21 protein-coding genes are annotated in these 24,262 nt (G+C 55.9%); 12 read left to right on the top strand and 9 right to left on the bottom strand.

The features are described 5' to 3' along the window. Nucleotides 1-2: 2 nt before the first annotated feature. On the bottom strand, nucleotides 3-359 hold the full coding sequence (locus AC0L6S_RS12165; protein ID WP_473424245.1) for a transmembrane 220 family protein: 357 nt from the start codon (nucleotides 357-359) through the stop codon (nucleotides 3-5). A 118-nt stretch (nucleotides 360-477) separates the two neighbouring features. Between AC0L6S_RS12165 and AC0L6S_RS12160 the strand changes: the two genes are divergently transcribed. Then, nucleotides 478-2,358, top strand: coding sequence for a TonB-dependent receptor plug domain-containing protein (locus tag AC0L6S_RS12160; RefSeq protein ID WP_473424244.1), 1,881 nt, complete (start codon nucleotides 478-480; stop codon nucleotides 2,356-2,358). 275 nt (nucleotides 2,359-2,633) lie between these two features. Then, complete coding sequence (locus AC0L6S_RS12155) at nucleotides 2,634-4,163, top strand: arylsulfatase (RefSeq protein WP_473424243.1); 1,530 nt, start codon at nucleotides 2,634-2,636, stop codon at nucleotides 4,161-4,163. Nucleotides 4,164-4,312: 149 nt separating this feature from the next. Here the strand turns inward: AC0L6S_RS12155 and AC0L6S_RS12150 are convergent, their stop codons facing one another. The 3 genes from AC0L6S_RS12150 to AC0L6S_RS12140 form a co-directional block, all read right to left on the bottom strand. Further along, entirely contained in the window at nucleotides 4,313-5,569 is a 1,257-nt protein-coding gene (locus tag AC0L6S_RS12150; protein ID WP_473424242.1) for a cytochrome P450, read from the bottom strand. Between the two features lie 106 nt (nucleotides 5,570-5,675). Then, a complete protein-coding gene (locus tag AC0L6S_RS12145) occupies nucleotides 5,676-6,869 on the bottom strand; it encodes a ThuA domain-containing protein (protein WP_473424241.1) in 1,194 nt (397 codons plus the stop codon). Nucleotides 6,870-7,095: 226 nt separating this feature from the next. Further along, nucleotides 7,096-8,655, bottom strand: coding sequence for an acyl-CoA synthetase (locus tag AC0L6S_RS12140; protein ID WP_473424240.1), 1,560 nt, complete (start codon nucleotides 8,653-8,655; stop codon nucleotides 7,096-7,098). 260 nt (nucleotides 8,656-8,915) lie between these two features. On the opposite strand from AC0L6S_RS12140, the gene AC0L6S_RS12135 reads away from it, so the two are divergent. The 3 genes from AC0L6S_RS12135 (at nucleotide 8,916) to AC0L6S_RS12125 (ending at nucleotide 10,074) form a co-directional block, all read left to right on the top strand. Beyond that, nucleotides 8,916-9,275 (top strand): VOC family protein, encoded by a 360-nt coding sequence (locus AC0L6S_RS12135; protein ID WP_473424239.1) that lies wholly within the window; start codon nucleotides 8,916-8,918, stop codon nucleotides 9,273-9,275. A 24-nt stretch (nucleotides 9,276-9,299) separates the two neighbouring features. Continuing rightward, nucleotides 9,300-9,758: an MOSC domain-containing protein gene (locus AC0L6S_RS12130; RefSeq protein ID WP_473424238.1), complete on the top strand. Its 459-nt coding sequence runs from the start codon at nucleotides 9,300-9,302 to the stop codon at nucleotides 9,756-9,758. Between the two features lie 79 nt (nucleotides 9,759-9,837). Next, a complete protein-coding gene (locus AC0L6S_RS12125) occupies nucleotides 9,838-10,074 on the top strand; it encodes a DUF5062 family protein (protein WP_473424237.1) in 237 nt (78 codons plus the stop codon). A gap of 17 nt (nucleotides 10,075-10,091) precedes the next feature. Here the strand turns inward: AC0L6S_RS12125 and AC0L6S_RS12120 are convergent, their stop codons facing one another. After that, complete coding sequence (locus tag AC0L6S_RS12120) at nucleotides 10,092-12,149, bottom strand: M13 family metallopeptidase (RefSeq protein ID WP_473424236.1); 2,058 nt, start codon at nucleotides 12,147-12,149, stop codon at nucleotides 10,092-10,094. Between the two features lie 398 nt (nucleotides 12,150-12,547). Between AC0L6S_RS12120 and AC0L6S_RS12115 the strand changes: the two genes are divergently transcribed. Genes AC0L6S_RS12115 through AC0L6S_RS12105 form a run of 3 tightly spaced genes read left to right on the top strand, consistent with a single transcriptional unit; the run spans nucleotide 12,548 to nucleotide 15,869 of the window. After that, entirely contained in the window at nucleotides 12,548-14,053 is a 1,506-nt protein-coding gene (locus tag AC0L6S_RS12115) for a circularly permuted type 2 ATP-grasp protein (RefSeq protein WP_473424235.1), read from the top strand. Next, entirely contained in the window at nucleotides 14,053-14,985 is a 933-nt protein-coding gene (locus AC0L6S_RS12110; RefSeq protein WP_473424234.1) for an alpha-E domain-containing protein, read from the top strand. The genes AC0L6S_RS12115 and AC0L6S_RS12110 overlap by 1 nt, the downstream gene beginning before the upstream one ends. A gap of 32 nt (nucleotides 14,986-15,017) precedes the next feature. Next, nucleotides 15,018-15,869, top strand: a complete 852-nt coding sequence (locus AC0L6S_RS12105; protein ID WP_473424233.1) for a transglutaminase family protein — start codon at nucleotides 15,018-15,020, stop codon at nucleotides 15,867-15,869. A 2-nt stretch (nucleotides 15,870-15,871) separates the two neighbouring features. Here AC0L6S_RS12105 and purT read toward each other — a convergent pair whose 3' ends face one another. The 4 genes from purT to AC0L6S_RS12085 all read right to left on the bottom strand — a co-directional run bounded on the left by purT (nucleotide 15,872) and on the right by AC0L6S_RS12085 (nucleotide 19,703). Next, on the bottom strand, nucleotides 15,872-17,056 hold the full coding sequence (gene purT / locus AC0L6S_RS12100) for a formate-dependent phosphoribosylglycinamide formyltransferase (protein WP_473424232.1): 1,185 nt from the start codon (nucleotides 17,054-17,056) through the stop codon (nucleotides 15,872-15,874). Between the two features lie 17 nt (nucleotides 17,057-17,073). Next, a complete protein-coding gene (locus tag AC0L6S_RS12095) occupies nucleotides 17,074-17,412 on the bottom strand; it encodes a hypothetical protein (RefSeq protein ID WP_473424231.1) in 339 nt (112 codons plus the stop codon). Nucleotides 17,413-17,540: 128 nt separating this feature from the next. Continuing rightward, nucleotides 17,541-19,289 carry an arylsulfatase gene (locus tag AC0L6S_RS12090; RefSeq protein WP_473424230.1) on the bottom strand — a complete coding sequence of 583 codons (1,749 nt, stop codon included), beginning with the start codon at nucleotides 19,287-19,289 and terminating at the stop codon, nucleotides 17,541-17,543. A gap of 36 nt (nucleotides 19,290-19,325) precedes the next feature. Next, the gene (locus AC0L6S_RS12085) at nucleotides 19,326-19,703 is read right to left on the bottom strand and encodes a hypothetical protein (protein WP_473424229.1); all 378 of its coding nucleotides are present in this window, start codon (nucleotides 19,701-19,703) and stop codon (nucleotides 19,326-19,328) included. 317 nt (nucleotides 19,704-20,020) lie between these two features. Here AC0L6S_RS12085 and AC0L6S_RS12080 point away from each other — a divergent pair, with 317 nt between their 5' ends. The 4 genes from AC0L6S_RS12080 to AC0L6S_RS12065 all read left to right on the top strand — a co-directional run bounded on the left by AC0L6S_RS12080 (nucleotide 20,021) and on the right by AC0L6S_RS12065 (nucleotide 24,241). Next, nucleotides 20,021-20,737 (top strand): hypothetical protein, encoded by a 717-nt coding sequence (locus tag AC0L6S_RS12080; protein ID WP_473424228.1) that lies wholly within the window; start codon nucleotides 20,021-20,023, stop codon nucleotides 20,735-20,737. 48 nt (nucleotides 20,738-20,785) lie between these two features. Beyond that, on the top strand, nucleotides 20,786-21,700 hold the full coding sequence (locus tag AC0L6S_RS12075) for a phytanoyl-CoA dioxygenase family protein (protein ID WP_473424227.1): 915 nt from the start codon (nucleotides 20,786-20,788) through the stop codon (nucleotides 21,698-21,700). A 98-nt stretch (nucleotides 21,701-21,798) separates the two neighbouring features. Next, complete coding sequence (locus AC0L6S_RS12070; protein WP_473424226.1) at nucleotides 21,799-23,025, top strand: mechanosensitive ion channel family protein; 1,227 nt, start codon at nucleotides 21,799-21,801, stop codon at nucleotides 23,023-23,025. Nucleotides 23,026-23,191: 166 nt separating this feature from the next. After that, on the top strand, nucleotides 23,192-24,241 hold the full coding sequence (locus AC0L6S_RS12065) for a mechanosensitive ion channel family protein (protein WP_473424225.1): 1,050 nt from the start codon (nucleotides 23,192-23,194) through the stop codon (nucleotides 24,239-24,241). Nucleotides 24,242-24,262: the final 21 nt, after the last annotated feature.

Genomic DNA, 24,262 nt, shown 5'->3' with positions numbered 1-24,262 from the left:
CGTCAGCGCTTGCGCTGGCGGAAAGTGAGCACGCCGGCCCACAGGGTGACAAGAAAAAGCCCGCCGATTTCACGGGCTTCTTCAACCGCCCGCGTTTTCATGCTGATAGATGCGAAGATTTCCTGCAGGGAAACCTGCCCGACGATGCTGGGCAGTAGCGCGCCCATCCACACTACGCTCGTTACCACAAGAGCCGGGGGTAGCCACAGTGGTGGCGTGTTACGAAACTGCAGGGCACACATAAGTGCGGCGGCCAGATACACCAACAACCAGGGTAAAGCGTCGGGGTCGTTGTACTGGACAGCCGCCGACAACAGATAAATAAACAGGAATAGCGTGTTACAGATTGTGATTAGCATGGTCTCGTAGCATTCCTTTAGGCGAGTTACGGGTTGATATTTGATGTCCAGCCCAATCTGGCGCTCAAGGTTACGAGTTTGGCTAGAACAATGAAAGACCGGATGGGATGAGTCGATAATGCAGTACAGAAACCTGGCGATCGTTATTCTGCCCCTGCTGGCCAGCACCTGTGCGGCAGCATTAAACCCCGAGATTGAAGACGTGCTGGTGACGGGGACTTTGGCGCCGCAACTGGCGCAGACGTCATCGGTGTCTGTACTCGATGCGCAGCAGATTGCCGCCCTGAACAAAACCACCGTGGCTGACCTGTTGAAGACCTTGCCGGGGCTTCTGGTAGAGACGCAGGGCGGCCCCGGCGGTTTGACGGCAGTGTCGATCCGCGGCGGTGAATCCAATTTTACACTGGTACTGATAGACGGTGTCGCGGTAAACGACCCCACCAACTTCCGTGGCGGTGGCTTTGACTTCGCCAATATCAATCCCAATATGGTGGATCGCATCGAAGTCGTGCGCGGCGCACAATCGGCGATCTACGGCTCGGATGCGCTGGCCGGCGTCATCAATATCATCACACGCCGGCCACAGGAGGGACACGAACAGCAGGTGTACATGGAGGGCGGTAACGACGATTACAGTGATGTCGGTGCCAGTGCCCTCGGCCGTGTCGGTGATTTTAACTACACCGTGGAACTGGCCAGCCGCGATGACGGTGAGCCGACGCCGGGCAGCACGCGTGACAGTGACAGCGCCCATCTGCGCTTGGGCTGGCAGCCGTCCGAGGTACAGGAACTAAGCATCAGCTATCGGTATATCGATGGCAAGCGTAGTTCCTATCCCGAGCAGAGTGGCGGTCCCGAGTACGCGCTCTACGATGCACTGGACCACAGCAAATACACACAGGATATTCTCGCCTTTGACTGGGGGGTGGAACTCGCGCCCATGTGGCGCAGTACCGTGACCGCTAGCCGCTTCGAGCAGGACGAGCACTACCGCTCTCCCGGCATTTCCCCCTATATAGAGGTGCCGCCCAATGGCGCACAGACAGACTTCACCCGCGACCAGATACGCTGGATCAACACTCTGCAACTCTCATCGAATGTAGAGGCCAATATCGGCGCGGAGTACCGCAACGAGGAAGGCAAGAGTAAGGGCTATATCGAATATTTCGGCGACCGGCTGCCCTCTGATTTCGAACTGGATCGGGACACTCGCGGGGCCTTCATCGACGTCTCTGCGACACCGCTGGCAGATCTGCTGGTGCAGGCGAGCCTGCGGTACGATGATCCGCAGCAGTTCGACAGCGAGACGTCGGCTCAGGCGGGCGTCCGCTACACGGTGGGTGGCGGCGTCACGCTGGCGGCAAACTGGGGTGAAGCTTACAAGTTACCCAGTTTTTTTGCGCTGGGCCACGCCCTGGTTGGCAACCCGGATTTACAACCGGAGAAGGGCGAGAGCTGGGATGTGGGTGCAAGCTGGTCGGCAACCGATACGCTGCGGCTGGGCGCGACCTGGTTTGACAATGATTTCACTGATTTGGTGGATTTCGACGATGAAACCTTCCGCAACGTGAACCGCAAGAGTGTGCAGACCAGTGGCGTGGAACTGCAGGCCGATTGGCAGCTACTACCCGCGGTACTGCTGCGCAGCCAGGCGACTTACACGGATATCGACGTACAGAATGAGGAGTCGGTGCTCACCGGCAGGCCCGAGTGGACGGCCAGCCTGGTCGCGCGGTGGCAGGTCTACGAGGATTGGGACACTGCGCTTGACTACCTCTATGCCGGCCATCAGTGGGCGGCCTCGCGCCATACGGGTGAGCAGGTGACCGAACAACTTGATGACTATCATCGAGTGGACTGGGTATTGCGCTGGCAGATGGCTCAGGCCTGGCAGGTGCAGTTGTCGGTAGACAATGTGCTGGACGAGGACTTTGAGACGGCCGTGGGCTTCGATGCACCCGGGCGTGAGTTTCGAGTGGGTATCACTTTCAGGAATTAAGTGAGCTGTGCGCTGCGGAACTCCCGCATGTAGGTAGGTCGACGCAACTGTCACACATGCACAGAGGGCGTGCAGGCCGCTCGTTGGCATGCCGGGACAGGCACACCATTGCAAGTCAGAAAAGCCGGTTGTCATCCAGCGCGCCGCAATGATTGAACTTTAGCAAAATTGGGCCATACTAAACGCCCTGACCCCTACTTTGACACGCGCATTGCACAGTGGCACCGCAGCGGGCCAGGTAGCGAATTCAATCCGATCTTGAAGAAGGAATAAGCATGAGCTCCCAAAAAATCATGAAGCCACTGCTGTTATTGCTGGGGTCCGTCCTTGCAATGGCAACCCAGGCAGCAGACAAACCCAATATTCTGGTGATCTGGGGTGACGACATAGGTATCACCAATATCAGCGCCTATAGTGACGGTATCATGGGATACCACACGCCGAATATCGATCGCATTGCCAACGAAGGTATCCGCTTTACCGACTACTACGGTGACCAGAGTTGTACCGCTGGCCGCTCCACATTTATCACAGGCCAGTCCGGCCTGCGCACTGGTCTCACCAAGGTCGGCCTGCCCGGCGCCGAGCTCGGTTTGCAGGATCGCGATCTCACGATTGCTGAGGTGCTCAAGACGCAGGGGTATACGACGGGGCAGTTTGGCAAAAACCACCTCGGCGACCAGGATATTTTTCTGCCTACCAATCACGGTTTTGACGAGTTCTTTGGCAATCTCTATCACCTGAATGCCGAGGAGGAGCCAGAGGATCCGGATTACCCCACCGACCCGGCGTTCCGGAAGATGTTCGGCCCGCGTGGCGTGATTCACTCCTATGCTGATGGTCGTATTGAAGATACCGGTGCCCTGACGCGCAAGCGTATGGAAACAGCCGATGAAGAGTTTGTCGCTGCGGCGAAGAAGTTTATCGACAAGGCTGTGGATGAGGACAAACCTTTCTTCGTCTGGCTGAATACCACGGGTATGCATTTTCGCACGCATATCGCAGAGAAAAATGTCGGGCTCTCCGGCCAGGGCTTTTACAACGATGTGATGGTAGCGCACGATAAACTGGTAGGGCAGATGCTCGATCAGTTGGATGAGCTGGGCATCGCTGAAAACACGCTGGTGTTCTATTCAACCGACAATGGCGTGCATTTCAATACCTGGCCCGATGCAGGGATCACGCCCTTCCGCAGTGAAAAGAACACCAATTGGGAGGGCGCTTATCGCGTACCTGCCATGGTGCGCTGGCCGGCGAAAATCAAGCCCAACCAGATTTCCAATGAGGTGATGGCTCACCTCGACTGGATGCCGACGTTTGCCGCGATGGCCGGCGACACGACCCTCAAAGAGGATTTGCTGAAAGGCCGGCAGGTGGGCAGTAAAAACGCGAAACTCCATCTCGATGGCTATAATTTCCTGCCCTACCTGACAGGAGAAGTCGAGAAAGCGCCCCGGCGCGAATATATTTATCTCGAGGACAGCGGAATGCCGGTGGGAATCCGGGTGGATGACTGGAAGCTGGTGTTTGCCGAGAACCGCGCCAAAACTATGGCGCTCTGGGCGGAACCCTTCGTTACGCTGCGCATGTTCAAGATTTTCAACCTGCGCCGCGATCCCTACGAGCGCGCGGATCACAACTCCAACACCTACTGGGACTGGATGATCGACAAGGCGCCACAGGGCTACAGGGGAATGGCGGTAATGGCGCAGTTCCTGTCGACCTTCAAGGAGTACCCACCGAGCCAGAAGCCGGATTCCTGGTCTATCGACAAGCTGACAGAGCGCTACCTCGACGTGGAGTGATACAGGCGTAACCTGATGCAGTAACAGAAAAGCCCGCCGGATTACTCCGGCGGGCTTTTTTTGTGGTCGCACTTTGGCGGCGTGCGTGCAGTGAGAAAGGCTGTTGTTAGCGCAGGCGCGAGCCGGAGGGAAGGTAGCGGCGCCGGCCGTTACTTCTCGAAGATAACGGGTAGCGTTTCCAGACCGCGCAGCAGAATGTTTGGCATGTATTCCAGCTCGCTGGGGTCGCAGCTCAAGCGCATACTGCTGGTGGCATCGAACAGCTTCTCCCAGGCGACTATCATCTCCAGGCGGGATAAATGTTGGCCGATACAGACGTGTGTGCCAAAGCCGAATGCGATATGCCGCTTGGCATTGTCCCGTGTCACGTCAAATTCCATCGGCGACTGGAACAGTGACTCGTCGTGGTTGGCAGAAAAATATTTCAGCAGCACCATCGAGCCTTTGGGCAGCTCGACACCGCCGAGCGTGTAGTCCTGTTTGGTGATACGCCACATGTTGGATGTCGGAGTGGCCAGGCGCAGCGTCTCTTCCACCAGATTCGGAATGAGTGAACGGTCTGCGCGTACGGCCGCTTCCTGGTCGGGATTCAGGCACAATTGCCGTATGCCCTCCGCCAGGGTTGCTGTAGTGGTCTCATTGCCCGCCACCAGAAACTGCGTACAGTGGCCCAGTTGTTCCTCGATGGTGAGGGGGCGGCCCTCGATAGTGGCGTGGGCAATCAGGTTGAGCAAATCATCTCTGGGGGCACTGCGGCGTTCATCCAGTGCTGTTACGAACCAGTCGTACTCTTCTTTAACCGCCGCGTGGGCTTGAAGCAGGGTTTGCTTGTCGGAGACCTGTGACAACACTGTGACATTGGCGACGGTCCAGCGGAACGTATCTTCGATCATACTCAGCGGGATACCCAGCACATGCATGATCACGGATAGCGGCAGGGGCCGGGAGAATGACTCAATGAAGTCAAACGGCTGGCCAAACGGCAATTCGCCGATCAGTCGATCCGCCAGGTCCTCGATCCAGGGGCGGTATCGCGCGACGTTCTTCGACAGGAAGAAATCCCTGACGGTATCGCGATAGGCCTTGTGTTCCGGGTCATCCACCGTCAGCAGCGTGCCTTTGCCCAGATTGTAGGTCTTATCCATGGCCGCTTTTACATCGGCGTCCAACTCGTCGGCGGACCCGAGTGCCAGCGTGAATTCATTGGAAAATACCGCATCGTTCTTATGTGCTTCGCGCACGAGTTCATAGCTGGAGACGACAAATACACCGGATGTCGGATCCCGGTAGACAGGTTGCTGTTCTCTCAGGGATTTGTCGTAGTGGTAGGGACATTTAAGTGTATCGCTGTCAAACAGCGCCATGTCTGGTAGCGCTCGGGTGTCCGTTTTGGTGGGTGCCGTCACGAGGTATCCCCTGCTGAACTGAAGTTGTTAGGGGGGCAGTATGGACGCTATAAATAAAACAGTCAATCCTGATTTTAATTCGACGAAGCGAGCTGCGTGCGCGACTTTACAGGTTGGCGGGCGAGCACTCCTTGATCAACTGGTCTGGGGAAGGCAAATCGTCATTGCAGGATTCCTTGCAGGCACGTGTTTCCTCACCCCACTCAAATGGATTCAGGACGCACCCGAGATAGCAGGGGGCGCCTGCGATAACAAGCTTTCTATACGCACATTCCTTGCCTTCCCTGCCGAGAAATTTGACACCCTCAGGTGCCGAAAATTCATCAAAGATATCCATTCCATCGCCCACAGGCCCCATGCCAGGAACAGGTTGGCCGTCACTCGCCAGATTGCCGGTGACAAATAGCACCGCATTGGCGATAAGTTGTTGATAGGCAGTATTTTTCATGGTGCTCTCGCTGTGCCCCAGCGTAGTACCAAATATCGGTGTCAGCCCGTGGTATTCAATCCAGCCTGTCGTGTGCGGCATGCCATCCGCGCCAATTGTGGATAGAAGGCTTTGTCCGTCGAACTCGAGGTTGATATACAACTCGTCCTCGGGGAGCACCCAGTCTTCCGGGATACCGGTAAGAATGGGGTGCGGTCCGTTCTGAATCTGCCGCAGCTCTCGCTCGGGTTCGTGGGCTTTGGTTTTCAGACCGTATAGGGGCCACCACAGATCGGTATTCCGGAACGAGTGCGTGGTGCAGTGGATAATCAGGGCTGGAACACCCAGTTCTTCGGTCTGCCGGCGCATATTGGCGATCAACTCTGCATCGGTGTTGTCGGCCATACAGATGTTGTAGATTAGGACGTCGTAGCCATCGGAGTAATCCGTGGTTTTCCAGCGCTCCGGCTCGGCCAGCGAGACGTCGAAGCGAACATTGGCGCGCTCGACTATGCCGTGCGCCAGATCCCAGGTTTGCTGCTCGTAGTTATGATAGACGCCGGGGCTGGTCAGAATCAGCGCCTTCAATGGTGGGTACAAGAGCGTATCGAGTGCCTCGTCTGCAACTTCCTCGGGAGGAATCTCCTCAACGGAATAGTCCTCTGCAGTGCCGCTGGTGTCTGTTGGGATATCGCTGTTCGGATAGTCGTTCACCATGAATTCTTCGGTAGTATAGTCAGCGGTGGCGGCCTCCTCGACGGGATAAGCGGTATCGACAGCGGTGCTGCCCTCCGCCGGTTCATCGGCGCAATGGCTGAATGAACAGAAGAACAGGAGAACCATAGACACACTGAAGACTAGACCACGACGCATTGAAGCTTCCTTTTTCTTGGCAGGGGCTTATCCCCGAATACCGGGCCAGCAACCCCCGTTCCGCCCGCAACGCTGTGTACACTCACCCCTAAACCCTCACAGTATCGGGAAAAATGCGCCATCTATCAATCGTGAATGCTGGGCGATGAATATGCAGCCTTAGAGCAGTGGCTACGTCTTAGTATCTGGCGATGAGGTCTTGCGCCTGTCACGCCTCTTTGCATTGCTAGAATGGGGCGGGGCCGGGGAACTGTTCGCGCAATTCGGGTTTCAGTAATTTCCCGGATGGGTTTCTCGGCAGGGAGTCGACCAACTCATAGAGGTGCGGCACCTTGTAGCCTGCCAGATTCTCTTTGCAATAGGCTTTTAGGGACTCGGGTGTGGGCGAGGTTCCGGCGGCGGCAACGACAAGCGCAAGCGGCGTCTCACCCCATTTTTGTGAGGGCACGCCTATCACTGCCGCCTCCTGCACGTCCGGGCAGGCTGCGAGTACGTTTTCCAGTTCTGCCGGGTAGATGTTTTCGCCGCCAGAGATAATCATGTCCTTCATGCGGTCACAGATGGTCACGAAGCCTTCGCTGTCCCAGGTGCAGATATCACCAGTATATAGCCAGCCATCCCGAAGTGTCTCGGCTGTGGCCTCGGGGTTGTTCCAGTACTCCTTCATCAGGTGACGACCACCCACCAGCAGCTCGCCAGCCTGTCCCGAGCCCATGGGGATGGCGTTGCCGTCACTGTCGACAATCTTGATCTCGGTGTGCATTTGTGGGCGACCGCAGGAGCCGACTTTGGCTTCGGCGTCTTCGTGCAATAGCAGCGTCCCCGGGCCACAGGATTCTGTGAGGCCGTAAGCCTGGAATATCCGGATGTCGAGTGCTTCATAGTCGTGCAGCAGCGAAATAGGCACCGGCGCGGCGCCGGTTGCGATCCAGCGCACCGAGGAGATTTCGTACTGCTCACGCTCAGGCGTCATCAGCATAAATTGCAGCAGCGCGGGCACCGCCATGAATATCGTTACCTTTTCCTGTGCGATGCAGCGGAACATCGCTCCAATGTCCAGTTCCCGCATGATCACACCGGTGCCTCCCCGGTGCACCAGCAGCGAGGTGGGGTTGAGGCAGCCGACATGAAACATGGGCAGTGCCAGCAACCAGCGGTCACCATCGCGCATGTCAGATGTGCTCATGCTGGTCAGTTGGGACCACAACATACCTTCGTGGCTGTGCACCGCACCTTTCGGCCGCCCGGTTGTGCCGGAGGTGTACATGATAAACAGATTGTCGTCATCCCAAGCGCCGATAGTAGGCTCTGTCATCGGCGCGGCTGCGGCAAACATATCGTAGTCTAGCGCCCAGTCCGGCGTGCCCGCGTCCGCATTCTCACGGCGCAGCCACAGTTCGACCGCGAGTTCGCTGTATTCACCGCTGTGGAGGGTATTCACAGCATCGTCGAAGTCCGAGTCGTACACCAGGGCTCTGGCACCGGAGTTCTCCAGAATATAGGCAATTTCCGCAGGGACCAGACGCCAGTTCACAGGTACAAATACAGCGCCAATCTTGGCGATCGCGAAATAGGTTTCGACAAACTCCACGCTGTTTTTCAGCAGTGACGCCACCCTGTCGCCCGGACGAATGCCACTTTCGAGTAGTGCGTTTGCGATGCGATTGGCACGGTTATTCAGCTCGGCGAATGTGAATCGGCGATTGCGTTCGAATTCGACTATGGCTTCCCGGTTGGGGCAAATCTGTGCGCGTTTAGTCAGCAGCAGGCCGATGTTCGTTTTCATAGTGCATTGTCACGGTGTTGGCAAAGACCCGTAGTATTTCATCAATTGCAACGCGTGGGTAGCGCATGCGGGTGCGAACTGCCCGGCTGTGAAATGGTATGACAAACCTGCAATAAGCTCCTAGTATGGATGCAGGCAGGTATGCAGTGTCAGTGGATTCGCGCTGCTGAACATTGAGCCGGTCAGGCCGCTGTGGCGCTCTGATTTATGTGCTCGATTAACCACGGTGACCGGCATTTTTCTTCCTGATTGAGTGAGTGATGAATAGCAACAACAAGATCAACTACATCGAATTTCCAGCTGCGAATATCGAGGCAACAAAAGCCTTTTTTGGCAGCGTGTTTGGCTGGGCGTTTGAGGATTACGGCCCCGAGTACACGGCCTTCTCAGATCAGGGTGTGGACGGCGGGTTCTACCAATCCGAGCAAGCATCCACGGTAGCATCCGGTGCTGCTCTGGTGGTGCTTTATTCCGATGCCATTGAGTCACTGCAGACTCGAATTGAGCAGGCCGGTGGCGTTATTGTCAAACCTATATTTTCGTTCCCTGGCGGTCGCCGATTTCATTTCAAGGAGCCAAGCGGCAACGAATTGGCGGTGTGGACCGATATTGGTGATTAGGCGACGGCAGCCGCAGGAGAGATTATGTCAGCGAGTATTATTGCAATATATATTGCGCAAAGAGGCGCCGGGCCTACACTCCGTTCACCTGCTCAACTGGAAGCGGGCAAGGGCGTGGTGGGAGACCGCTATTATGTTGGCGGGGGTACTTTCTCCGAGCAATTGGCGGGCACTCGAAAAAGCGAAGTGACTTTTATCGTCGCCGAAGAAATCGATGCATTCAACGCCGCACAGCACGAGACTCTGGGCTACGGTGATGTTCGCAGGAACATCGTTACCCGGGGTGTGCAGTTACGGGACCTGATAGATTGTGAGTTCTCCATTGGGCCGGTGAAGTTTTTGGGTATAGAGCACTGCGAACCCTGCGCACACCTTGCCGCTACGGTGAATCCAAAGGTGTTACCCCATCTGGCGCATACCGGACTGCGTGCCGCCATTCTCAGTTCCGGAACAATCGAAGTGGGGGATGAAGTATCGCTATAGACCTCGCTACCGGGATAATCAAAATTGCTGGCGCCCGCTGTAACAGGATTCGATTCAAGTGCTAACAGGGCATATCTGTATGAAAAAGCTGAAGAATGAGAAGGAACTGGTTAAAAAGGCTATTGCCGCAGGAATGAAATACGGCGAAGACAGGGGGGTGGTCGAATTCGAACCGACGGATTCTGCCACCGAGAAGATCGAGTATATCTACCGACTACTGGTCCATGACAAAGTCATACAGCCACTGCCTCAGGACCAGGTCTCGCAACTGACAATGAAGCACAAACTGGCAATCTGGGCTTCAAAGCTGGACTGAGGCATAGCCGATTGGCGCTACCAGATTCTGACACGCTCCCGCGGTTCGAGGAAAAGCGCGTGCTCGGGCGTTACCTCGAATGCCTCGTACCAGGGATCCAGGTTACGCACAATACCGTTTACGCGGTACGCACCGGGACTGTGCGGATCTGTCAGCAGTTTGCTGCGCAGGAAGTCCTCGGTTTGAATACCCCGCCACACCTGGCTCCAGGCCATGAAGAAACGCTGATCGCCGGTCACGCCGTCGATAACCGGTGCCTCACCATCGTATTTGTCCCTGAGATAGTTCTGGTAGGCGTCGTAGGCGATCGTCAGGCCTCCGAGATCACCGATATTTTCCCCCAGCGTCAGCTGGCCGTTTATATTGGTGCCGGCAATGGGCTCATAGCCGTCGTACTGTTCGACGAGTTTTTGGGTGCGGGATTCAAACTGCTTGCGGGATTCCTCGGTCCACCAGTCCCGCAACATGCCTTTACCGTCTGAGTGGCTGCCCTGATCATCAAATCCGTGCCCCATCTCGTGCCCAATAACTGCGCCGATCGCGGCAAAGTTAACGGCCGGGTCCGCGAGTGGATCGAAGAAAGGGGGTTGCAGAATGGCCGCTGGAAAAACGATCTCATTGCGGGTCGGTGAATAGTAGGCATTGACGGTCTGGGGGCTCAATGCCCATTCCCACAGGCGTCTGGGTTGACCCAGTTTGGCCAGAGAGTCGGCGATATACCATTGATGGATGCGCCGGTTGTTGCCGATCAGGTCATCGGGCTTGATAACAATGGTACTGAGGTCCCGCCACTGATCGGGATAGCCAATTTTGGCGATGAAACCATCCAGTTTGTCCAGTGCCTCGGCCTTGGTGGCTTGGTCCATCCATGGAGATTGCTCGATGCGCTGACGGAATGACTCGCCAATAAAGTGAATATACTCCTTCATCAGGGCTTTGTTCTCTGGCGGGAAATAGCGATCCACATAGAGGCGGCCCAACACTTCACCCAGGCTCGAGCTGACATAGGCCAGTGCACTGAGGTCGCGAGGACGCTGCTCCTCAATACCGTACAAAGTGTGCTTGAAAAACTCGAAATTGGCATTGCGATAGTCAGCGGACAAATACGGTGCCTGGTTGTCGATAAAATGAAACGCCAGGTAGGACCGCAATACATCCAGTGGTGTTTGCTCCATCAGTGCGGCGATCGCCTGAACTGCTGTGTCGGACGCGACAATGAAACGCTGTTGATCAGCTACCCCGCCGGCTTCAAAAAAAGTGTTCCAATCAAACCCCGGGGCAAACGCCAGCAACTGTTCACGGCTCATGGGTTTGTAGTTTTTCAAGCGATCGCGACGCTCTGCCGGGGTCCAGTGGCGCCGCGCAACCTCTGTTTCAAACTGCAGGATCGCCTCAGCGCGTACTCTCGGTCGCTCAATATTTGCCCGCTCCAGTACGCCTTCAATGTAGGCCTGGTAGGCTTTGCGCTGTTCCGGGAACGGCGCCTCATCACTGAGATAATACTCACGCCCCGGTAGGCCGAGCCCGCTCTGACCCAGGTACAGGATGTAGCGATCGGGATTTTTCTGGTCCAGATTCACGCTCATGCCAATCACGGAATTGTGCAGAGGCTCTGCCATCGCGCGGGCAATATCAGCCGGCGTTGACAGCTTCATAACAGCGTCCAGTTCAGCTTGCAACGGTTTCAGGCCCAGTGCTTCGATTCGCGATACATCCATGTAACTCTGATAGAGAGCGGCCAACTGTTCGCCATCCTGGTTACGATCTGTGTCCGCGGCCAGCAATTCCTCGATAATGGTCTGAACCTGCTCTTCGCTGCGCAGGTACACTTCGGTAAAGGAATCCATTCTCGGCATTCCCTCGGGGTATTCTGCCTGCTTGATCCAGCCCTCATTTACGTAGGTGAAAAAGTCATCACCCGGCGCTACCGATGGAGAAATGTACCGCGTTTCCACACCCCACGCTCCCAGCATTGGCTTGTTGTCATCGCCAGCGTGCGCGCTGTCTGCCTGGGTAATAAGCAGTGCGGTGAATACAGCGCTGAGGGCAGTCAGGCTCTGTTGCAAGGTGAACATACTTGCTCCTTCGTGGATCGTGTCGATTGTTGCACCGAATTACGCTCGGCAATAGTGCACGCAGTGTAACCAGTGCAGCTGTCAAAACGCACCCCATTTTCGTGATTTCCCTAAAAAGTGTCGCCGCTATGGCGGTGGTTTGTGTTCGCGGGGCGGCGAGTCCGTTACTGCGCGAGCGGTGCAGTAGCTCGCCGTTTGAATAGCTGGCCAGTATGCGTAAGAATGGTAGGACACCGAATCTGTCGATGCGCCGGATTTGCCAAGTTGTTTACAGTTTTGTTTGTGGGTGATGTTCGGTGTTCTGCAATAGGATGCGTTATTCGCAGCCTTTCCCGTCTGGAGGGGTCGAGTACAGACGCGCGATGGCTATTTGCCAGGCGCAGGAGGAAACTGTCGTAATGGTGCAATCCAGAATCACCTCCCCGAAGCCCTATACGCGGGCGCGTCCGCGCGCGACAATTGACTGGACCAATTACGATCCGGGCGAATTCTACGACGAAATTATCAGTGCTCCCGGACGCGCTCGCCCCGCCACGCGCAGTCTCGCGGCGTTTATGCGAAAACAGACGATCAAGCACCTTATTTCCCGACAACAGGCCGCCGACCTGGCCATTCAGGAAATGGGCATTACCTTCACGGTCTACAGTGAAGGCCAGAACATTGATCGCTCCTGGCCGATGGATATTATTCCTAGAATTATTCCCCTGAAGGAATGGCAGGTTCTGGAGCGCGGCCTGATTCAGCGGCTGACTGCGCTCAACCTGTTTATCGATGATATCTATAATAAGCAGCGGATACTTAAAGATCGGGTGATGCCCCGGGAGATTATCGACAGCTCCCCGGAATTTTTGCGCGAATGTGTCGGAGCCAAGCCGCGCCACGGCGTGTGGTCCCATGTGTGCGGATCCGATCTGGTACGCGATGCCGACGGCACAGTCTATGTACTGGAAGATAACCTCCGTGTGCCCTCGGGTGTGTCCTATATGCTGGAGAATCGGGCCATCTCCAAACGCGTGCTGCCGCAGCTGTTTGAACGGAATTCCATCCAGCCTGTTGCCGATTACCCGTCGCAGTTATTCGACATGCTGACGTCGCTCTCGCCGCGCCGCGTCGCTCACCCCGAAATCGTGGTGATGACACCCGGTATTTTTAATTCTGCCTACTTCGAGCACGCCTACCTCGCGCAGCGTATGGGCGCCGAGCTGGTTGAAGGTGCTGATCTGGTCGTCGGTAGCGATGACAAGGTATATATGAAAACAATACGCGGTCTGGCCCGCGTGGATGTCATCTATCGGCGTATCAATGACGACTACCTGGACCCAGAAGTGTTTCGTCCCGAGTCAACACTGGGAACTCCTGGGTTATTCCGGGCGTGGCGCAAGGGCAATGTGGGTCTGGCCAATGCGCCCGGCGCCGGTGTCGCAGATGACAAGGTGATCTACACGTTTGTACCCGCGATTATCAAATACTACCTTGGGGAGGACCCGATTATTCCCAACGTCCCCTCTTTTTTGTGTGTGGATCCTGTGCAGTGCAAACATGTGCTGGAAAACCTTGCCACTATGGTTGTCAAACCAGCAAATGAATCAGGTGGTTACGGCATGCTGATAGGACCCGCTGCCAGCAAGAAAGAACTGGCGCTGTTTGCTGACTTGATCAGGAAAAACCCCCGTAACTATATGGCGCAGCCGGCGCTAAAACTGTCTACGGCGCCCACCTTGTGTGGCAACAACATAGAACCCAGGCACCTCGATCTAAGGCCTTTTATCCTACAGGGCAAGAACCACTATGTGACGCCTGGAGGGCTAACGCGAGTAGCGCTGCGGAAGGGGTCGCTGGTGGTGAATTCTTCGCAGGGCGGTGGCAGTAAAGACACCTGGATTGTCGATACGGAGGCCGGCTGATGTTGTCGCGAGTCGCAGAGCGGGTTTACTGGCTGGGCCGGTTTATGGAGCGCACGGAGAATACCGCGCGCCTGATACTGGTGCGGCATAATGCTGTATTGGATTTGCCCAAAGAGGTGCAGCCGAGCTGGGACCTGTTACTGCAGGTGCTGGGAGCGGAGCAGGCATTTGCCAAGTTGCCGGGTGCGGCAACAGAGAAGAACATCATCAGTTTTGTGTTCGGTGAACGCGAGAACCCCTCTTCCATAATCAGCTCGCTCGCCGGTGCACGAGAGAATATGCGCACTACCCGCGAGATCTTGCCCAGCGAGACCTGGGAGCGGGTGAATAGCCTCTATCTGAGTGTGGCGCGGCGCAGTAACAAGGATTTACCACGGGGGATGCGTCACTCGGTACTGAATAATATCGTGCAGTCCTGCCAGCAAGTTACCGGCCTGCTCGCAGGGTCTATGAATCAGGATGCGGCCTACCAGTTTATCCGCCTGGGCAGGAATTTGGAGCGAGCCGATATGAGCACGCGAATCATCGATGCGGCTTCGGCGGGTTTGATGGGTAATGTTGACGATACGTCTCCGTTTCGCAATGTGCTGTGGATCAGTGTTTTGCAATCTCTCAGCGCCTATCAGATGTATCGACAGAATGTTCGTCGCAGCGTTGATCGCGAGGGTGTGCTTGCTTTCCTGTTTCAGAGCACCGTCTTTCCACGGGCAGTGACGCATGCTCTGCAGCAGATAGAAAGCAGTATGAAGTTGCTGCCTGAACACAAAAGTGCTTTAGCCGTTGCTGCAAACCTGCGTCGACAGCTCAGGGAGAAAGATTTCAGTATATTGGCCGGTCCGGCACTGCACGATTACATAGACACCTTGCAGTTACAGTTGGTGGATGTTCATAACGCGATCGGTACGAGCTGGTTTGCTCACGATAGCCATTAGAGTCCTTGTCCAGATGACTTCACAGGTGAACCATGCAGTGTTTTAAAATTGTTCACCACACGTACTACAACTTCTCTGACCCGGTGACGCTGGGTGCGCACGAGCTATTGCTGCGCCCGCGGGAGGATCACACGCAGAGAATCCAGTCGTTCAACCTGCGTATACGGCCCGATGCAACAATCAAGTGGCACCGCGATGTTGAGGGCAACTCAGTGGCTGTGGCCACATTCAAACCGTCTCGCACACAGCAGCTGGCGATCGAGAGCGAGGTCATCGTGCAGCAGCACAATGAAGATCCGCTGGACTTCATCGTGGCAGACTATGCGCTGAATTATCCGTTTAACTACCTGCCGGAGGATGCTGTACTGCTGACGCCCTATCTATTGCCCGCACAACATGGTGAGGTTGGAGCGCTGCGCAACTGGGTGAACAGTTTCTGGCATGAGTCGGAAACCGTGCAGACGTACGCTCTGTTACAGCGCATGGCACAGCATATCAACGGCACCTGTGAGTACCGCGTGCGTGAAGAGCCGGGTGTTCAGTCACCAGCACAGACTCTGGCGGGGGGCACAGGCTCCTGTCGCGATTTCGCGTACCTGTTTATGCAGGCGGCACAAAGTCTTGGGCTGGCCGCCCGCTTCGTCAGCGGGTATTTGCATGCCCCTTTTACGCCGGGGATCGGCTCCACCCATGCCTGGGCTGAAATCTATCTGCCCGGTGCCGGCTGGCTGGGATTTGACCCGACGATTGGTGACATCGTTGGCGCGGATCATTTTCCGGTCGCGGTCGCGCACCTGCCGGAATCTGTGCCTCCGGTCTCCGGGACATTCAGGGGGGCGGCGCAGTCGACGCTGGATGTCGGTGTGTGGGTGAGTCGCTGCTAGCGCTACAGTGTGATATCCACTGCAGCTGCACATTCGTTGGCCATGGCTCGCGCCTGGTCGATGGTGTCGGCAACAGCCAGGGCGACCCCCATACGACGTGAACCGGAGACTTCCGGTTTGCCAAACAGGCGCAGCTGGGTATCGGGGACGGCAAGAGCTTTTTCCAGGTTGCCGAACTGTACATTGTTGCTTTCACCGCTGACCAGTACCACGCTGGATGCACTGGGGCCCACTTGTCTGATCGCAGGAATGGGTAAACCCAGAATAGCGCGCGCGTGGAGCGCGAATTCCGATAGATCCTGTGATACCAGTGTCACCAGGCCGGTGTCGTGCGGACGCGGTGATACTTCACTGAAGATAACCTCATCGCCCTTGATAAAGAACTCCACACCAAACAATCCGCGACCGCCCAGCGCCGTGGTGACTTTCTCTGCCATGGACTGTGCGGTGGACAGGGCTTTTGCCGGCATGGCCTGCGGCTGCCAGGACTCCCGGTAGTCACCGGCCTCCTGTCGGTGGCCGATGGGCGCGCAGAAGGATGTGCCATCCCGGTGGCGCACGGTCAGCAGCGTAATTTCGAAATCGAAATCAACCAGACCCTCCACGATGACCTTGCCCTTGCCCGCACGCCCGCCTTCCTGTGCGTACTCCCAGGCTTGCTCGAACTCACTCTCATCGCGCAACAGCGACTGGCCTTTGCCGGAGGAGCTCATAATGGGTTTGACGATGCAGGGCAGGCCTATGTCACTTACTGCCTGCAGATATTCCTCCCTGCTTTGCGCGAAGTGGTAGGTGCTGGTTTGCAGGCCCAGTTCTTCTGCGGCAAGGCGACGAATGCCCTCACGGTTCATCGTCAGCTGGGTGGCCTTTGCGGTGGGAATAACGGTGAAGCCCTCCGTCTCAAGCGCAGCCAGCGTGTCGGTGGCAATGGCTTCGATCTCGGGAACAACCATATCCGGCTTTTCGGCTTCAATCACCTTGCGCAATGCCTCGCCATCGAGCATGTCGATCACATGTGAGCGGTGCGTGACTTGCATTGCCGGTGCGTTGGCGTAGCGGTCGACTGCAATCACCTCTACGCCCAGCCGCTGCAGCTCAATGGCTACCTCTTTGCCCAACTCTCCGGCACCACACAACAATACCTTACTGGCGCCAGGGCTCAGCGGGGTTCCCAGTGTCACAGTCATCGTTTTTTGGTCCTGTATTATTGCATTGTGTCTACGCGTGAGGCTCCCGCGAAGCAGGATTTACTGCCGTTGTCAGGACAAATTACCACATAGCTGTTGCGCTTTCCGCAGCCCGTTACACCGACGGTATATTCGGCGCGTTCATAGCCCCAGCGGAATGAAACCGGTTGAATTGTCTCGCTGGAAATAATTTCGCCTTTTGCTTCCGGGCAGTTCATTTCAAAGGCTCCGCGGCGTTCAGCCATATCGATAGCTGTGGGTTGCATCTGGTCGATAAACGGCGGGCCGGAGGCGCAGCCTGAAAGCAGTATAGAGACAGCTACAGCCACAACCAGTGATGATCGACGTATCAGCATGATGGTGCCCTCTTGATATCTTGGAGTATGCGGGGTGTGAGGCCCGGTGAGGGTTTTAATCTTAGTAGAAGAAGTATTTCAGCGCCAAGCAAATTTTGCGTAACAGTTGTTTGCAAGCACGCTGAATATCAACGATGTTTACTTCGATATGCAAAATAGAACGGTAACAGAACGATCAGTGCAAGCAGCCCGAGCAGTATCTGCGAGCCGTAGCGATCCAGTGTGCCATTGGCAATGCCCTGGAATGCCGCGTTGTAGTTTTGCGGCAGCGGCAGCACATTGTTATCGATAGTATATTGCCGGTAGTGGGCCAACATACGTTCAAAGCGTTCCGGCATCTGTTCTTTCAGATCATTGGTCTCGCCGGGGTCTTTCACTATATTGTAAAGATGCCACTCGTTGTCTCCCACCGGCGGTATGTTCAGAACAATCTTGTAGTCGCCCTGGAAAAGAGCAGCATTGCCACCCAGTTCATAGCCAATGGTGTCCGTTGGTGAATAGATGCGCTTGACCTCATTGCGAACAAGTGGCAGCAGGCTGCGTCCCACGATGGATTCAACTGGCCGGCCGCCGAAGCGCCCGGAAGGCGGATTAATGCCGGTTAGCTCAAGAATCGTCGGTGTGATGTCGGTGACATAGGTCAATGCGTTGGTGGTACGCGCTTTCTGCGCAACGGGCTCGCCGGCAATGATAAGCGGTACACGCATGCCTCCTTCTCCGGCATAGAACTTGTAAAAACCCAGAGGAGAGGCTGCCGCGCTGGCGAAACTGGGACCGATGGTATTAAAACTGCCCTTCAGGCCAAGTGTATCGTAGTCGTTGACGTAGTCTTGTTCAGCAAGGGCGAAACGCATTGCAAGGCTGCGCGGGTCATCCCCTCCCGAGGCTTCACTGCCGTTGTCGGAAGTGAAGATGAACACCGTGTTGTCATATTGACCGGTTTGTTTCAGGTAATCTATGAGCCGACCGATGTGGTGATCCATGGCGTCGATCATGCCCGCGTACACTGCCATCCGCTTCGCGTGGTATCGCTGCTCTTCGGCCGTATAGGACTCCCAGTCTGCAGTGGTAGACATGTTTACCATGTCAGTACCCGGGGGGATGACTCCCAGCTGCTCTGCGCGCGCCTGGCGTTGTTTTCTCAGTACTTCCCAGCCTTGGTCATAGACGCCCATATACTTGTCAGTGAAGGACTGGGGTGCTTGCACCGGTATGTGCACTGCCTGGAAAGGTACATAGGCGAAAAAGGGTTGGCCATCACCGGCATTAGACGAGATGAACTCGATCGTTTTGTCGATTAGGAAACGAGACGAGTAAAAGTCCTTCGGGAGGTCAAACGGCTCACCGTCAGCAAACCAGTTGGCTTTTTTGTAAATGGGAATGTACGGCTTTTGTTCCCAGTTGTCGGCACCGGTGTCAGCCATGGTTACCGTGCGTTCGAACCCGCGGCGAAAGGGTAGCAGGTCCGGTGTTTTACCAAGATGCCATTTGCCGGCTAGATAGGTGTGATAGCCCGCGGCTTGCAGCAAACTGGCTACCGTCACCACGTTGTGACCCAGTTTGCCGCGGTAGTTGGCGTGTTGTGCCTGCTCCGGCGGGATGGTTTCAGGAATATTTGGAACGCCGTTACGATGGCTGTCAACACCGGTGAGAAGCATGCCTCTCGTCGGGGCGCAGCTCGCCGCGGTGTGATAGTTGGTAAAGCGGATGCCGCGTTGCGCCAGCGCGGATAGCGCTGGTGTCTGTATCTCGCTGCCATAGGGAGCGATATCACTGAAGCCCAGATCATCGGCGATGATAAGTACAATGTTCGGCTGTGCCGCGATCACCGCCGGGCTGATCCATACACTTGCAGCCGCCAGTAAGGCAGCGAACACTGGAGCAAATAACCTGCTATAGCGTGCACCCATAAGCTAGTTGCCCTGTGTTAGTTTTGATGAGGCCAGCATCAGGATTGTTGCCAGTACCACTTCGACGACAATCATATCCGGCGTGAGCGCAGCATTGTGAAACAGCCATGCTAGCAGGCGAAATACTGCAGCCAGCGCTAGCAGCAGCGCGGCGGCCCGAAACCAGGTTGGCTTTGCCGTGACAAGACCGAGCAGTATCATGATACCCATGGCGAGGAAGAATGAACCGACATCGCCAATCTGCGAACTTAACCCCACACCTTCCATCAGCGTCATGCCCAGGCCGGTGGCAGCGCCGCCAGGATCAACTGCCCAGCGCAGTCCCATCACCACAAAAAGAATTGCCGGCAGTGCAACCAGTATACGAAACAGTGTCTTCATTAACCTTCTCCTCAGTATTTTGGAATAGCGCCGCCAAATCTGATCATCGCCGGAATCGGGATTAACACTAGCGTAGATCGCGTCATGACAAAGGCAACGGAGAAGGTATAGATGTTGAGGCCAGAGGTCAAAACAGTTTGTCGATGGCCACTGGCGCCATCTGTGAGCATGCTGTGCCGGCTTGTGTCCTATGCCGCAGACATAAATCCGATTGCCCGGCCCATACAGGGTACTTATACTCTTACCGGTATAACTATGGAAAATAGCCGGGACATATAGAAAATGGACATAACAAATCCGCAAAACGGCGCCGCGTGATGACAGAGCGCTGGTTTTTTGCCCACCTGATGAAGACCGGAGGCACTTCGCTGTTTTTTATGCTACAGCGACAGTTTTCGAGAAACGAAATTTTCCCTCCGCCCGCAAAGGACGACATGATCAGTGTCGACGCGAAGGCGGCGTTGGAAGAAATGAAACGCCCCGACTCATCGCGCAAAATCGTGTCGGGACATTTTCCTCTGTCCTGTGTCGAGGAGGGGGTCGGACAGTGGCGGACGTTCACGCTGCTGAGGCACCCTCTTGATCGTGTGCTATCTGCACTGCGGCGCCAGAGTGATCGCGATCCGAACGAAACTGTCGAGTCGATCTATAACAACCCGTTGCGTTTCCATTTGCTGTTCGACAATCATATGGTCAAGATGCTGGGTGTTGCCCCTGAGGAAATCGACGTAGGCCTTTTTTCGGCTGTTAAACCGGAGCAGCGTCACCTGGATCGCGCATTGTTGGCGCTGGAGCGATGCGATGTAATTGGCGTACAGGAGGATTTTGATCCTTTCTGCACGCGGTTGGAGAATGCCTTTGGCTGGGATCTGGGAGAGCGTCTGGGCGTTAATCGCGCAGGCGAGTATGATGTCTCCGATGAGTTGATAGAGCGGGTTCGCGCAGACAATACGCTCGATTTCGAGCTCTATGCACACGCGCGGAAGTTACTGGGGCTGCCTGCGGTGGATGATCTCGGCTGTCCGCTAGTCTGATGGTGCCCAAATTTTTATCTTCGAAAAATTGCCAGGGAACAACGCTCGATGACACTGGAAGCAAGCGCAGAAATTGACCGAATTACAGCGATGCCCCGGCCTTTGTCGCCGGCCGATCTGGGGCGTTTGGCCGTGCTGCGGCACCAGCTTGGAGCCCGATATGTGGCAGAGGCGCCAAAGCGATTGCCACCCGAACCCTCAAAGGATCTGTTTTCCGGTGTGCGGGGTGTACCGGAGATATCCGGAGCCGAGCTGACAGGTGCCCACGTTGCCTCTGGTCTGCGTCAGCACGGGGCACTGGTGGTCAGGGGGCTGATAGCTCCGGCGGATGTCGATAAGCTGGTCTCGTTGATCGATGGCAGGGATTGGACAGTTCCACAGCAGCCCGGCGATGATAAGGGCGAAGTTCTACCTGGCTCCTCACCTATGAAGTGTTCCGCTGCTTCTTTGCAGGGGCTGGTAGAGGCTTATCAGAATGCCGGTATGCGGGAAATTATGGCCGAGTACCTGGGAGAGCCAGCGGTGCTGCTGTCAGAGCGACTGCTGCTCGATAGGCAAACCTTCCAGACCGGGCTTCCCTGGCATCAAGACGGCGCTTTTTTTGGCGCCAACGCCGGTGGGGTCAACAGCTTTCTGGCTCTGGACAGCTGCGGCTCCGATGCGGTGGGATTGTCCGTGGCGGCTCACCGCTTCGACACCATCGTGGGTGTTGAGGAGGGCACGCGGGCGAAGCTGAACTACGGTGCGTCGCTGAAGGATGACGGTGTACGTGAGTTGGCCGGCGAAGACGCCCTGGTCACCCCGAATCTGGAAGCTGGGGATGCCATATTTATCGATGAGATGACCATGCACCGCACGGGCCGGCGCCCCAAGGGAGAGCAAAAGCCCCGCTCCTGGGCAATTACCTGGTTCTTCGCTCCCTCGCGTTTTCCGGATATGCGGCATCCGCTGTGGTTTGGTTAATTGGCTCCGGAGCCAATAACACGGCGATAGGGGCTTCACAGTAGCATAACCGTTGTCGTGCTAGACTTTTTCGCCCGCCATTTAATGAAGTGGAAATCATGTTGGACCAGTTAGCGCAATACCACCCCAATCTACCGGATATCGCCGCAGTGCTGTTGTTGTTCGCAGCAGCTTGGCTTGCTTACCTGATTACATCGCGAGTCTTGTTGTCGCTGGTGCACCGGCTTGCTGCGCGAACCAGTGCTACCTGGGATGATGCCTTTATCAAAAACCGCGTTGGCAGGAAGTTGGCCCAGCTGGTGCCGGTTTACATTGTTTACGAGGGTGTCGGTAAGCTGTCCACTATCAATGGTCGAGTGGAGACGCTGGTGACGAATGTCGCCAGCGCCTACATGATTGTAGTGATGGTGCTAACTGTTGTTGCCGTTCTCAGTGCCGCGAACGATATTTATGAGGCAAATCCCAGAGCCCGGCAGCGGCCGATCAAAGGGTTTATCCAGCTGTTGCAGTTGGCGGTGGTGATACTGGGTGTGTTGCTGTTTATTGCGGCGCTGATGGATGAATCGCCTGTGTTGCTGCTAAGTGGCTTCGGGGCGATGACCGCGGTGTTGTTGTTGGTGTTCAAAGATACCTTGTTATCGCTGGTGGCCAGTGTGCAACTGACCGCCCAGGATATGGTCCGGGTAGGCGACTGGATTGAGGTGCCGCAGTTTGGTGCTGATGGCGACGTGGTAGATGTAGAGCTACATACCATCAAGGTACAGAACTGGGATAAGACTATCACGACCATCCCCACACACCGGTTGATCAGCGATTCCTTCAAAAATTGGCGCGGAATGTCACTGTCCGGTGGTCGCCGTATCAAGCGGGCCTTGTACCTGGACGCTTCTTCGGTCCATTTTATGAGTGATGAGGAGATTGATCGCTGCAGCCGATTCTTCCTGCTGGAGGAATACCTGGCGGGGAAGCGGGGCGAATTGTCCGCGTATAACCAGACTTTAGGCGAAGAGGCTAGCGCAGAGCGCGACAATGCCGTCAATATGCGCAGGCTGACCAATATCGGGACATTTCGGGCCTATGCTGCGCGTTACTTGGAGTGCCACCCGCAAATACACAAGGGGATGACCCTGATGGTGCGACAGTTGGCGCCCGGGCCGCAGGGTATTCCAATCGAGCTGTACTGCTTCACCAACACAACCGCCTGGGGCGAGTATGAGGATATACAGGCGGATATCTTCGATCACCTGTTGGCGATTATCCCGGAGTTCGGTCTTCGACTGTTTCAGCAGCCCGCTGGGACAGAGTTCTCGATTCGAAAATTGTAAAGCAAGCTGCCGCGTCCGCGAATCGCAGGACTGCCTGCGACGGCCGCATTTTCCAGTTGCCAGCGAATGAATGTGATGCCGGTTTACGAGGTTACTGCCTTGCGCTACTGCAATCGGCTCTGGGCCACTCGCAGTCACCTTGCACCAGCTCCGGTTTGGGGACATCATGGCAGCCTCAGTGAGACATCGGGAGTCGACCATCGAGACTGAAGTAACAGCGTTGTTCGTGGCATACTACCCGTTGTTGATCGTTGTTGTAGTCAGTGCTGTGACGCTGACGCTGGGTCATATCTTCCTGCTGGCGCGGCGCAAGGAGTTGGGCAGCGAAGCGCGTCTGCCACGACAACTCATTCTGTTCGTAATGACACTGTTATCGCTGGTGCTGATGCTCATTGTGGCACCACTGCCGGACTCAACCCGCAACAGCATTCTCACCCTGATGGGTATTGGCCTGTCTGCGGTGATAGCGCTGGCTTCAACCTCTTTTGTGACAAATTTCATGGCAGCAGTGATGCTGCGAGTGACCCGGCCCTTCAAGGTGGGTGATTTTATCAGGGTGGGAGAGTTGTTTGGCAAAGTGTCCGAGCGCGGTCTGTTCGATACGGAAATTCAAACCGAAAACCGTGAATTGATAGCGATCCCCAACGCCACGTTCATTACCCAGCCGGTGAGTGTTGCGCGAAGTTCCGGTGTGATTATCTCTACAACAGTTTCTCTAGGGTATGACATCAGTTGCGATACAGCTGAGCCGTTAATGCTGGAGGCGGCGTCGGGCGCCGGGCTTTCCGATCCCTATGTGCATATCGTTTCGCTGGATGACTTTTCGGTTAGCTATAGGGTGTGTGGCTTACTGTCGGATCTCGAAGGAATTCTCACCGCTCGCTCAAAACTGCATCATCAACTGCTCTATGGTTTACACGGGGCCGGGCTAGAGATTGTGTCGCCGACAGTCACCCGACACATCACACAGTCCGAAGACTACCGGATGATCCCGCAGCCCAGCCGCGCAGCGCCCAGTGATAACGCCGTTCAGGCCGAGTCGATCGTTTTTGACAAGGCCAATGAAATCGCCAGAATGGAAGAGCTTCGCAGTGAACTGGAAGAAAGGGTCAGGCAGTTGAAGCAGGCCAGTAGTGACGGTCCTGATCTGGCGCCTGCGCTGGAGAAGCTGGCGCGCCTGGACGAGGAATTACAGGTGCTGCGCAAGCAAACCTGAAGGTAGTCGTTCAGTGAGGCT

It is taken from the genome of Halioglobus sp. D3-4, from assembly GCF_055809315.1.
The sequence above is the reverse complement of the archived record's forward strand: the minus strand, read 5'-3'. Positions and strand labels throughout refer to the sequence as shown.